Annotated in this window: 14 protein-coding genes; 12 read left to right on the forward strand and 2 right to left on the reverse strand. The window is 39.3% G+C overall.

What is annotated here, in order from left to right:
• The first annotated feature begins 147 nt into the window (after positions 1-147).
• The 6 genes from mnmG to WFH04_RS13290 all read left to right on the forward strand — a co-directional run bounded on the left by mnmG (position 148) and on the right by WFH04_RS13290 (position 6,717).
• A complete protein-coding gene (mnmG, locus tag WFH04_RS13265) occupies positions 148-2,037 on the forward strand; it encodes a tRNA uridine-5-carboxymethylaminomethyl(34) synthesis enzyme MnmG (RefSeq protein ID WP_336824536.1) in 1,890 nt (629 codons plus the stop codon).
• A gap of 58 nt (positions 2,038-2,095) precedes the next feature.
• Positions 2,096-2,812: a 16S rRNA (guanine(527)-N(7))-methyltransferase RsmG gene (rsmG, locus tag WFH04_RS13270; protein WP_336824537.1), complete on the forward strand. Its 717-nt coding sequence runs from the start codon at positions 2,096-2,098 to the stop codon at positions 2,810-2,812.
• 159 nt (positions 2,813-2,971) lie between these two features.
• On the forward strand, positions 2,972-3,835 hold the full coding sequence (noc, locus tag WFH04_RS13275) for a nucleoid occlusion protein (protein ID WP_336824564.1): 864 nt from the start codon (positions 2,972-2,974) through the stop codon (positions 3,833-3,835).
• Positions 3,836-4,085: 250 nt separating this feature from the next.
• The gene (locus WFH04_RS13280; RefSeq protein WP_336824538.1) at positions 4,086-4,847 is read left to right on the forward strand and encodes a ParA family protein; all 762 of its coding nucleotides are present in this window, start codon (positions 4,086-4,088) and stop codon (positions 4,845-4,847) included.
• A complete protein-coding gene (locus WFH04_RS13285; protein WP_336824539.1) occupies positions 4,840-5,676 on the forward strand; it encodes a ParB/RepB/Spo0J family partition protein in 837 nt (278 codons plus the stop codon). The genes WFH04_RS13280 and WFH04_RS13285 overlap by 8 nt, the downstream gene beginning before the upstream one ends.
• Before the next feature lie 336 nt (positions 5,677-6,012).
• On the forward strand, positions 6,013-6,717 hold the full coding sequence (locus tag WFH04_RS13290) for a DUF554 domain-containing protein (protein ID WP_336824540.1): 705 nt from the start codon (positions 6,013-6,015) through the stop codon (positions 6,715-6,717).
• Here the strand turns inward: WFH04_RS13290 and yyaC are convergent.
• Positions 6,705-7,265: a spore protease YyaC gene (yyaC, locus tag WFH04_RS13295; RefSeq protein ID WP_336824541.1), complete on the reverse strand. Its 561-nt coding sequence runs from the start codon at positions 7,263-7,265 to the stop codon at positions 6,705-6,707. The genes WFH04_RS13290 and yyaC overlap by 13 nt on opposite strands.
• A gap of 210 nt (positions 7,266-7,475) precedes the next feature.
• Between yyaC and WFH04_RS13300 the strand changes: the two genes are divergently transcribed.
• The 3 genes from WFH04_RS13300 to ychF all read left to right on the forward strand — a co-directional run bounded on the left by WFH04_RS13300 (position 7,476) and on the right by ychF (position 9,809).
• Entirely contained in the window at positions 7,476-8,369 is an 894-nt protein-coding gene (locus WFH04_RS13300) for a mechanosensitive ion channel family protein (protein ID WP_336824542.1), read from the forward strand.
• A gap of 21 nt (positions 8,370-8,390) precedes the next feature.
• Entirely contained in the window at positions 8,391-8,594 is a 204-nt protein-coding gene (locus tag WFH04_RS13305; protein ID WP_336824543.1) for a DUF951 domain-containing protein, read from the forward strand.
• 114 nt (positions 8,595-8,708) lie between these two features.
• Positions 8,709-9,809, forward strand: coding sequence for a redox-regulated ATPase YchF (gene ychF, locus WFH04_RS13310; RefSeq protein ID WP_336824544.1), 1,101 nt, complete (start codon positions 8,709-8,711; stop codon positions 9,807-9,809).
• A 139-nt stretch (positions 9,810-9,948) separates the two neighbouring features.
• On the opposite strand, the gene WFH04_RS13315 is transcribed toward ychF, so the two are convergent.
• Positions 9,949-10,503 (reverse strand): DUF3267 domain-containing protein, encoded by a 555-nt coding sequence (locus WFH04_RS13315; protein ID WP_336824545.1) that lies wholly within the window; start codon positions 10,501-10,503, stop codon positions 9,949-9,951.
• Positions 10,504-10,651: 148 nt separating this feature from the next.
• Between WFH04_RS13315 and rpsF the strand changes: the two genes are divergently transcribed.
• From rpsF to rpsR, 3 genes are read left to right on the forward strand one after another with little or no spacing between them, the layout of a single operon-like run.
• Positions 10,652-10,939 (forward strand): 30S ribosomal protein S6, encoded by a 288-nt coding sequence (gene rpsF / locus WFH04_RS13320; protein WP_336824546.1) that lies wholly within the window; start codon positions 10,652-10,654, stop codon positions 10,937-10,939.
• Positions 10,940-10,977: 38 nt separating this feature from the next.
• Positions 10,978-11,484 (forward strand): single-stranded DNA-binding protein, encoded by a 507-nt coding sequence (gene ssb, locus WFH04_RS13325; RefSeq protein WP_336824547.1) that lies wholly within the window; start codon positions 10,978-10,980, stop codon positions 11,482-11,484.
• A gap of 34 nt (positions 11,485-11,518) precedes the next feature.
• Entirely contained in the window at positions 11,519-11,761 is a 243-nt protein-coding gene (gene rpsR / locus WFH04_RS13330; RefSeq protein WP_336824565.1) for a 30S ribosomal protein S18, read from the forward strand.
• Positions 11,762-11,769 lie beyond the last annotated feature (8 nt).

Raw genomic sequence — 11,769 nt, forward strand, 5'->3', positions numbered from 1 at the left:
CGTAGCGTTGGGAGCACAGGGCGCCGTAAAGCTCCGATATTGGAGCAATAATTGCCTAATTAACAAACGATTAGCTGAAACAGTATCATGAAATCGATCCTATAGACACGGAAAAATCATTTTATAAAATAGGAAGGATGAACGAACATGCCACAATTTGAAGCAGGCACGTTCGATTGTATAGTCATCGGAGCAGGGCATGCTGGCGTTGAAGCGGCTCTCGCCTCTGCAAAGATGGGTGCATCGACATTGGTGCTGACAATGAATTTGGATATGATTGCTTTCATGCCATGCAACCCTTCTCTTGGAGGTCCTGCGAAAGGGATCGTCGTCAGGGAAATAGACGCACTCGGCGGAGCAATGGGGAAAGTAATCGACAAAACGCATATTCAAATGCGGATGTTGAACACAGGGAAAGGGCCTGCAGTTCGCGCATTACGTGCGCAAGCGGATAAAGTCCTTTATCAACAAGAAATGAAACGCATTTTGGAAGAACAAGATAACTTGACACTTCGTCAAGGTGTTGTAGAAGAATTGATCATCGAAGAGAATGAAGTAAAAGGTGTTATTACACAAATTGGCGCGATTTATCGTGCTAAAACGGTAATCATTACTACCGGAACATTCCTCCGAGGGGAAGTCATTATCGGTGATTTAAAATATTCAAGTGGACCTAATAACCAAATGCCAGCCATTAAATTAGCTGAAAATCTTAGAGAACTTGGTTTTGATATGGTTCGTTTTAAAACGGGGACACCTCCACGCATCAATAGCAAAACGATCGATTACAGCAAAACGGAAATTCAGCCGGGTGATGAAGAGCCAAGAGCATTCAGTTATGAAACTACAGAGTTCATTACAGATCAATTGCCTTGCTGGTTAACGTATACGACACCTAAAACACATGAAATCATTAATGAAAATCTTCACCTTTCTCCGATGTATTCAGGCATGATCAAAGGGAAAGGGCCAAGTTATTGCCCATCCATCGAGGATAAAATCGTCCGCTTTGCCGATAAATCACGACACCAAATATTCTTGGAGCCGGAAGGCCGCAATACGAAAGAAGTATATGTGCAAGGTTTGTCAACAAGCTTGCCTGAACATGTACAAAGAAGATTGATTGAAAGTGTACCTGGACTTGAAAAAGCAGAAATGATGAGAGCTGGTTATGCGATTGAATATGACGCTGTCGTTCCGACTCAGCTTTGGCCCACTTTGGAAACGAAGAAAATTAAAAATCTGTACACTGCAGGTCAAATTAATGGAACTTCAGGCTATGAGGAAGCAGCGGCTCAAGGCATTATGGCGGGCATTAACGCTGCATGTAATGTATTAGGCAAAGAAGAGGTCGTTTTAGGCCGTGCAGATGCATATATCGGTGTACTGATTGATGACTTAGTTACAAAAGGGACGAGCGAACCATATCGTCTGCTAACTTCAAGAGCGGAATATCGTTTATTGCTGCGCCATGATAATGCCGATTTGAGATTAACGGAAATTGGCCATTCATTGCAAATGATCAGCGATGAAAGATATGAAAAATTCCTCGTGAAAAAACAACAGATTGAAGAGGAAATTGAACGACTACGAAAAGTGACGATTAAACCTAATGAAGCAGTTCAAGAAATTATTCGTGAATCAGGCGGAACAGAGCTTCGTGAACCGATGAAAGCTGCAGATCTTCTAAAACGACCAGAAATGAAATACAGCCAAATTATTCGTGTCGTTCCTCCTAAAGAGGAAAAATCCGATGAAGTTGCGGAGCAAGTTGAGATTTTCATTAAATATGAAGGTTATATCGAAAAATCGATGCAACAAGTCGAGCGTATGAAAAAGATGGAGAACAAAAAAATACCGGAAAACATCGATTACGATGCAATCTCCGGCATTGCCAAAGAAGCGAAAGCTAATTTGAATGCAGTTCGCCCACTATCCATTGCGCAAGCATCCCGTATTTCAGGTGTGAACCCTGCCGACATTTCAATTTTGCTCGTCTACATCGAGCAAGGAAAAATAGCTAAAATATCTGGATAATACTAAGTGACTGATGTGGCGATAGTCCGCATCAGTCTTTTTACTAAGGAGGATTTACTTGAACGAAGAACAATTTATTCAAGCAATGAATGAGATGGGCATTCAATTGACTGAATTACAGATTGCACAATTTAGGGATTACTACCAAATGTTGGTTGAATGGAATGAAAAAATGAATTTAACGGCGATCACTGATGAGCCATCTGTTTATTTAAAGCATTTTTATGATTCCATTACTGCTGCTTTCTATGTTGATTTATTAGGAGAAAAATCACTTTGTGACGTTGGAGCAGGGGCAGGGTTCCCAAGTATCCCATTAAAAATTTGTTTTCCGGATTTGTCTGTTACGATTGTTGATTCATTAAACAAAAGAATTACTTTTTTAAATGAACTATCAAAAAAACTACAGCTAAAAAATGTTCATTTTGTCCATGACAGAGCAGAAGATTTTGGTCAAAATCCTTTGTACAGAGAAAAATTTGATATTGTAACGGCAAGAGCAGTTGCAAGATTATCGGTACTTTCGGAGTTATGTGTTCCTCTTGTTAAAGTAGGGGGCACTTTTGTTGCTATGAAAGGGGCAGCTGCTAAAGAAGAACTATCCGATGCCAAAAAAGCTATTCAAGTTTTAGGCATTGAAATGAAAGAAAAGCATTCATTTCATTTACCAATCGAAGAAAGTGAACGTAATATTTTTGTCTTTGCAAAAAAGAAAACAACACCAAAGAAGTATCCCCGCAAAGTTGGCGTTCCAAATAAATCGCCAATTCAATAAATGTTTCACGTGAAACAAAATAAAGTTCGTATTTGGTTATTCGACATACGTTTGTAATCCATTTGTAATGAACCCTTTCATAAGTAATCGAGAGGATATATAATGGATATAACGAAAGAGAAGATTACAGACGAGCAGTTTTGTAAAGGTGGTGCCGGGATGAAAAATACGTTTTCGCGTTTTTTTGGTAATGCTGAAAAGGAGCCTGCTTTAGATATAGAGGAAACGAGCCCGCAAGAGAAAGTAGAGCAAGTTCAAATAGAATTAATTAAGCCGAATAAATATCAACCTCGTACAATTTTTTCTGAAGAGAAGATTGAGGAATTAGCGCGGACAATTCATACGCATGGTGTCATTCAACCAATTGTTGTTCGCAAGTCTGAAGAAGGATATGAAATTATTGCAGGGGAACGAAGATACCGTGCGATGAAAAAATTAGGTTGGGAAGAAGTACCAGCCATTATCCGAAATTTGGATGACAAGGAAACTGCCTCAATTGCACTTATTGAAAACTTGCAACGAGAAGAATTGACAGCTATAGAGGAAGCGTATGCATATGAGCAATTGTTGGAGCTGCACTCGTTGACGCAGGAAGCGTTGGCGCAACGTTTAGGGAAAGGGCAGTCCACGATCGCAAATAAGCTACGTTTATTAAAATTGCCGGAACCAATAAAAGAAAAGATTTTATCGAAAGAGCTTTCGGAAAGACATGCTAGGGCGCTCATACCGATAAAAGATAGTGAGATTCAAATGAAAGTGTTCCAAGAAGCGTTAGATGAGCAACTTAATGTAAAACAACTTGAGGAACGAATTCATGAAATAATGAATCCTGTCGTTGAAGAAGAAAAAGAGAAGAAGAAACCTGTTCGTCGCAAATCCGTCAGTAAAGATGTAAGAATTGCAGTTAATACGATTAGGCAGTCTTTAGCTCTTGTATCTAAAAGTGGAATCAACGTAAAAACTGAAGAAGAAGATTCGGATGATTTTTATACGATCACGGTAAAAATACCGAAAAAAAAATAATGAACTAGTCAATAACAGTTTAACAAAGAAGCTCCATCCCATGTGAGTCGACTCTTGCTTTACCCAGCAGGAGTTTTTTGTGCTATAACGATACCATGCAACTTCTTTTTTTGATAAAATAGAAGTGTGTAAAAAGCATGGCTGAAATTGTTATAACAAGATTAATAGTTACCCGGTATGTATATGCATGGCGGTGAACAAGTTCGATTGAAATAAAAGCAGTACAAAGAGTGAGAAAGCAGGTGCAAGCGTGGGTAAAATTATTGCGATCGCCAATCAAAAAGGAGGCGTCGGGAAAACAACAACTTCAGTTAATTTAAGTGCTTGCCTTGCACATATTGGCAAAAAGGTTCTTTTGATCGATGCAGACCCGCAAGGAAACGCAACGAGCGGGGTAGGGGTCAATAAGGGCGATGTCCATCAGTGCATTTACGATATGTTAATAGATGACGTGAATATTAACGAAGTAATCCATAAAACAAAAATGGAAAACTTAGATATCGTTCCAGCTACTATTTCATTAGCAGGTGCAGAAATTGAATTGGTTTCGACAATTTCAAGAGAAGTCCGTATGAAACATGCGATACAGGATGCTAAAGATTCGTATGATTATATTATAATTGATTGCCCTCCGTCATTAGGATTACTGACAATCAATTCCTTAACAGCAGCCAATTCAGTAATTATACCTGTGCAATGTGAGTACTATGCATTAGAAGGTTTAAGTCAACTACTGAGCACCATCCGGCTCGTCCAAAAACATTTAAATGAAAATTTAATGATAGATGGTGTGTTGCTGACAATGTTCGATGCAAGGACAAACTTAGGGATTCAAGTGATTGAAGAAGTTAAAAAATATTTTCAAGATAAAGTGTACAGTACGATTGTTCCAAGGAATGTACGGTTGAGTGAGGCACCAAGTCACGGCGAGCCAATCATTCTTTATGATGCGAGATCCAGAGGTGCTGAAGTATATTTAGAGCTGGCAAAGGAAGTGGTGCATAATGGCTAAAGGCCTTGGTAAAGGGTTGAACGCTTTATTTCCTGACGAGTCTTTAACAAAAGCGGAAGCAATTGAACATGTACGATTAAAAAGTATTAAAGTAAATCCGTATCAACCGAGGAAGATATTTGATGAAAATGCGATTCAAGAATTGAGCGAGTCTATTAAGGAACATGGAATTTTACAGCCGATTATTGTCCGTAAAGTCGGTACAATGTATGAAATTGTAGTTGGAGAAAGGCGTTTCCGAGCTGCGAAGTTAGCAGGGTTGGTGGAGATTCCTGCAGTGGTTCGTCAATTGACTGATGAAGAGTCAATGGAAATGGCTATTTTGGAAAACTTGCAACGTGAAGATTTAACACCAATTGAAGAAGCAGAAGCTTACCAAAAACTAATGGATAACTTAAATTTAACTCAGGAGCAATTGGCATTCCGGTTAGGAAAGAGTAGACCACATATTGCCAATCATATTCGTTTGCTAACTCTTCCCGAAAAAATTAGAGGTCTTATTACAGATGGTAAACTTTCAATGGGGCATGGACGTACATTATTAGGGCTTCGAAAAAAAGAACAAATTATTGCAGTTGCAGAAAGAACAATTAAAGAAAATTTGAATGTTAGACAACTCGAAAAATTAGTACAAAAATTGAACGAAGATGTTCCACGTGAAACAAAGAAAGAAAAGAAAAGCATCTTTATCGAAGAACAAGAGTCGAATTTGCGTGAATACTTCGGCACGAATGTAACGATTAAAAAGAGTAAAAACAAAGGTAAAATAGAAATTGAATTCTTTACCGAAGAAGACTTAGAAAGAATATTAGAGTTGTTAAATGAATAATTTGACTCCCTCTTGTAGTAAGTGATCACAAGTGAAAAGAAGTATAGATAACTTACATTGCATGAAAAACAGTTAATCGGGGAATTTACGCACAGCTATAGACGTACAGTATGTCTTAGTGAATACTTCTATAAAATTGATCTACCGAAAAGTTTTTATCTACAGTAGAGAAATTCGCCGTATAGGAAATAAAACTGCATATTTTGCAACCTATTAAGAAATGTTTTTAGGTGGCGCTTGCTTACAGTATAAAAGTATTTGCTAAATAAAGATGATACCTATTTTGCTAAAGCGTGCAAAATAGGTATTATTTTTAGTGATTGGAAGTGAAGGAAAATGATATTATTCGGCTCGATTGTCAATTTCCTTTTAATCATAATGGGTTCATTGACAGGCAGGTTTTTAAAAGAAATACCGGAAAAAATGAAAGAAACCGTTATGTACGGAATAGGTTTAGCTATTGTAGCGATTGGCATTCAAATGACATTCGACAGCACCCAATTGTTAATCGTCATTATTAGTATTGTGGTAGGTGCTGTCATTGGCGAATGGTTGGATATCGAACATAAAATTAATGCGTTAGGGATGTGGATTGAAAAAAAGATGCCCGCCCAAAAAGAACAGCAAGGAATTGCTCAAGGATTTGTCACTGCAACGCTCATATTTGCAGTAGGGTCGATGGCTATCATTGGAGCGATTGACAGTGGCTTGAGAAATGATCATGATGTGCTGATCATGAAAGGAATTGTTGATGGCTTCACTTCAATCATTCTTAGTTCAACATTGGGAATCGGTGTGCTATTTGCTGCATTTCCTGTTCTGATATATCAAGGACTTATTAGTTTATTAGCTACACAGATTAATAAATTTGTCCCAGATGATCTTATCCAATTATTCATAACGGAAATGACCGCAACCGGCGGTTTAATGATTATCGGAATCGGATTAAATTTGATTGGCTTAACGAAAATTAGGGTGGCTAACCTTATACCGGCTATTTTTGTTGTAGGGATTATCGTTACGATTGTTCATTTATTTTGAAATCTGCTATAGCTTAGCTGCAAAGCACGAGAAATTACACGGCTCATTTCGAATGAAAGATGAAGACGAGTGCTTTGCAAGACAGCTTGCTCCATGAAACCTGCTACATTGACTACACCTTTTATTGAAATATCTCCAATAGGAGGCAAGTCTTTTCCGACAGCTTTACCGGGGTATAGAGGACCGCTTTGGATAAGTAAATCTCCAATTGAATCACTTTTTCCTAAACATGCATCAATTGCAACGATATATGTTGATGGATTGATCGTTAACGTATCGTCTAATCGTTGTTGCAAGTTTAATGCATGCAAAGGATCTTCCAATGTGCCGATAACCGGAAATGGAAACAAAATTGATTCTGATAAAAGAGAACCTGTCAAAGGACCCAACGCATCTCCAGTAGAACGATCCGTCCCAATGCAGAAAAAGGAAATTGCCTCTTTTTCAAAAGGGATATTTTCTAAGAGGTAAGTGCTTAATTTCCATACGGCTCCTAAATCTTTATGATGCATACGAAATTCATAGTCATTTAATAAAGTAGATTGCATGCACAATGCTCCATTCTATTAGTATTGATCCTATAGAGTTGTAATAAGGCATCGCTGTTGTTTTGAACTGATTGCATTTAGACCGGCATAGATGTTGTGGTAGAAAGAAACACTAGTTTGGTTTGATTTCGCCAAAGTTCAAAGGGGATACATTGTTAAGCAGTATACGCTTAAGCCAAAGGATTTATACGACATGAAAGGAGATTGCAAGTGACAACGAAAATTGTGGAAAAGCTGAAGGAAATCGTGTTGAATGAAGATACCGAGAAAATAGAGAAGTTCATTTTCAATAATGAAACATGGATTGAAATCGCTGTCGTCGGAGTACGAATCGTTTTTATTATTTTGCTGTCCATGTTTTTGGTGAAGCTTGGGAAATCAGTTATTCGTAAGGTCTTTAAAATTAAATTCAAAGGGCCGCTACGAAAAGAGGAACGGCGTGAGCGTACACTACTGAAGCTTTTGGAAAATACATTGACGTACGTCATTTACTTTTCAGCCATGCTTTCAATCCTCTCGGAGTTTTCAATAAATGTGCGAGGTTTATTGGCTGGGGCGGGAGTATTAGGGCTTGCGGTTGGCTTCGGTGCCCAAAGCCTTGTAAAAGACGTCATATCTGGTTTTTTCATTTTATTTGAGGACCAATTTTCAGTAGGTGATTACGTCCAAATCGGTACGGCAGAAGGTATAGTAGATGAAATTGGTTTAAGGACAACAAAAATAAAAAGTTCGACCGGCGAGCTGTTCATCCTTCCAAACGGAACAATCGGGCAAGTTGTTAATTTTTCAGTGAAAAACTCCTTGGCAATTGTAGACGTCACGATCCCATTTGAAATAAAATTAGAAGATGCTGAAAAAGCGATCGATGAATTTTTAGAAAAAATGAAAGATGAGGACCCTGATTTAATGGGTGTTCCTAAATTAGTTGGAGCAAGGGATTTTACTGATACAGCGGCAATTGAACGTGTGATAGCAGAAACGAAACCGATGAGGCATTTTGACGTTGCGCGTAAAATTAGTATAGGGTTAAAGCAATATTTAACGGAGAGAGATTTGGCAATTCCGTATCCGACAATTGTGTCCAAATCATTGGATAATAAATGATGGAGAAAGGGAAGATGCATGATGGTGGGGAAAGAATTTCATTTGCATGATATTGTAGAGATGAAAAAACCGCATCCATGCGGATCAAATGCTTGGAAAATCATCCGAATGGGTGCAGATATTCGCATTAAATGTGAAGGCTGCGGCCATAGCGTCATGATTCCAAGAAATGAATTTGCGAAGAAAATGAAAAAAGTCATCGTATCTGCCGAATCGGAACAGTAAATAGACAGATGACCGAACTATTCCTATAATGGAAGAGTTGAAATTGTTACGGATGAAGTACATCGATCGTAATATGATTGGAAAATGGACCTATAATGAAAGGTTGGGAAATAAATGGCGTTAACGGCTGGGATCGTCGGTCTTCCGAACGTAGGGAAATCGACTTTATTTAATGCAATTACGAAAGCAGGAGCGGAAGCGGCAAACTATCCATTTTGTACAATTGACCCGAACGTCGGGATCGTTGAAGTACCGGATGAGCGTTTGCAAAAATTAACTGAATTGGTTGTTCCGAAAAAGACAGTGCCAACTGCGTTCGAATTTACAGATATCGCAGGGATTGTTGAAGGGGCAAGCAAAGGTGAAGGGTTAGGAAATAAATTCTTATCTCATATTCGTGAAGTGGATGCGATTTGCCAAGTTGTCCGTTGCTTCAACGATGACAACATTACGCATGTTTCTGGTAAAGTTGATCCGATTTCAGATATTGAAGTCATCAATTTGGAACTGATTTTGGCAGACATGGAAAGTGTTGAAAAGCGGCTTACTCGCGTTTCGAAAATGGCGAAGCAGAAAGACAAAGATGCAATGGCTGAAGAACCTGTGCTGCTGAAGCTGAAAGAAGCGTTTGAAAATGAAAAGCCGGCACGATCAGTAGAATTGACGCCAGAGGAATACAGCTTGATTAAAGGCATGCATTTATTAACAATTAAACCGATGCTGTATGTCGCAAACGTATCTGAAGACGAAATTGCCAATGCAGATGAAAATGAATATGTGAAAACGGTTCGGGATTTCGCAGTGCAAGACAATGCAGAAGTTATTGTCGTTTGTGCGAAAATCGAAGAAGAAATGGCTGAACTTGATGACGAGGAAAAAGCAATGTTCCTTGAAGAGTTAGGAATTAAAGAATCAGGGTTAGATCAGCTGATTAAAGCAGCATATCAATTATTAGGCCTCGCTACATACTTTACGGCAGGCGTTCAGGAAGTGCGTGCTTGGACATTCCGTAAAGGAATGAAGGCACCTCAATGTGCTGGCATCATCCATACGGATTTCGAACGTGGTTTTATCCGAGCGGAAACTGTTTCTTATGATGCGCTTGTAGAGGCTGGTTCGATGGCAGCAGCTAAAGAGGCGGGGAAAGTGCGTCTGGAAGGTAAAGACTATGTCGTCCAAGATGGAGATGTTATGCTGTTTAGATTTAACGTATAAGGTGAATAGATGTAAGAAGATGCGGTAGGCGATTGTATATTGCCTGCTGCATTTTTCAGTTATACGAGAGTTCGATCAACATTGTTCACTGCAACTGAAGTGAGAAAATAAAAAAGCCATTTGCACGAGGCATGGCTCTTCAAATTCGATTTGGCTTGTACATATATAACTTTGGCGCTTCTGGGTCATCTTTTACCATCCAATCATCCGGAAGCTCCTTCAGCTCTTTGTACATTGCAAAATCACCTGCCGCACCGCCGATTAGAAAGGCAGCTAACCCTAATACTATTCCGTTGTCTAACAACAAACCAACAAGAGCTGGGAAAATACCGGTCGTCCAAAATGGCAGCAGTAAAGCTTTTCGAATCGCTTTATTCGTCATTGGCTTATCCGTCGTAGCGTAGGCGACACCCATTTTTAAGTTCACGCCTACAATCATACTCTTCCACGGAACATTGCCAAATACTCGGAAGCCAAGTAAATGAAAAAGTTCGTGCAGTACGATGAGAAGCAAATAACCTACAATGAATAAAATGACCGATGTAATAGAGAATGAAACACGAAGTTCGCCAGCAATTAAAGATTTGATTACCATAAGAAAGACAAGGCTACCGATTGAAAGATAGATGCTTGTCAATGATACTTTGCGCAAATCGATTTCGATGATTTTATCGGGTTCTCTCTGAATTTCCATGCAACCACCCTTTCGTTGTTATTATACACAATAAAATTGTTGTATGTTGGGAATCACTGTGATAAAATATGATGATGTGAGTAATAGAAATTTACTTACTCCTTGCCCGCAGTTATGTGGGCCAAAGTCCATAAGGAGGTGACTGAAGATGAGAAAGTACGAAATCATGTACATTATCCGTCCAACATTGGAAGATGAAGCTAAAAAAGCATTGATCGAACGTTTCGATGGGATCCTTACTTCTAACGGAGCGGAAATCATCGAGTCGAAAGAGTGGGGCAAGCGCCGTCTTGCATACGAAATCGACGATCTGCGCGAAGGCTATTACCAATTGGTGACAGCTAACGCAAGTGCTGAAGCAATCGATGAATTCAATCGTCTAGCGAACATCAACGAAGATATCATTCGTCATATGGCTGTTCGTCTTGACAACTAATCTATATAGAACGAAAAGATGAGGGAGGTTGCATTCTGATGATTAACCGTGTCGTTTTAGTTGGCCGATTGACAAAAGATCCTGAACTCAAATACACGCAGAGCGGAATTGCCGTTACACGTTTCACATTAGCTGTAAACAGAACATTCTCTAACCAGCAAGGTGAACGTGAAGCGGATTTCATCAACTGTGTGACTTGGAGAAAACAAGCGGAAAACACTGCGAACTTTTTACGTAAAGGAAGTCTTGCAGGCATCGAAGGCCGTATTCAGACGAGCAGTTTCGATGGACAAGACGGCAAGCGTGTCTTCATGACGGAAGTCGTGGCAGACAGTGTACAATTCCTTGAGCCGCGTAGTGCTAATTCCGAAAGATCCGGAGCTGCTTACGGTGCACCGCGGAACGAACAGCCTTATTATCAGAACCAGCAGCCTAACCAACAATATCAACAACCAAGCCAACAAAATTATTCACGTACTGATGAGGATCCATTCTCAGTAGGCAGCGGTCCAATCGAAGTATCGGATGACGATTTGCCGTTCTGAAAGGTCCAATCATACGTAAAAAGTAAGGAGGGGAATCATTATGGCACCACGTCGTGGAGGACGCAGACGTCGTAAAGTTTGCTATTTTACATCAAATAACATTACACATATCGACTATAAAGATACAGATCTACTTAAGAAATTTATTTCTGAACGTGGAAAAATCTTGCCTCGCCGTGTAACTGGTACAAGCGCGAAATATCAACGTAAATTAACGACTGCTATTAAACGTGCGCGTATTATGGCACTTCTTCCGTTCGTTTCGGAAGAAAGATAATGTAAATA

This window comes from Sporosarcina sp. USHLN248, assembly GCF_037144575.1.
GTDB classification, from domain to species: Bacteria; Bacillota; Bacilli; order Bacillales_A; family Planococcaceae; genus Sporosarcina; species Sporosarcina contaminans.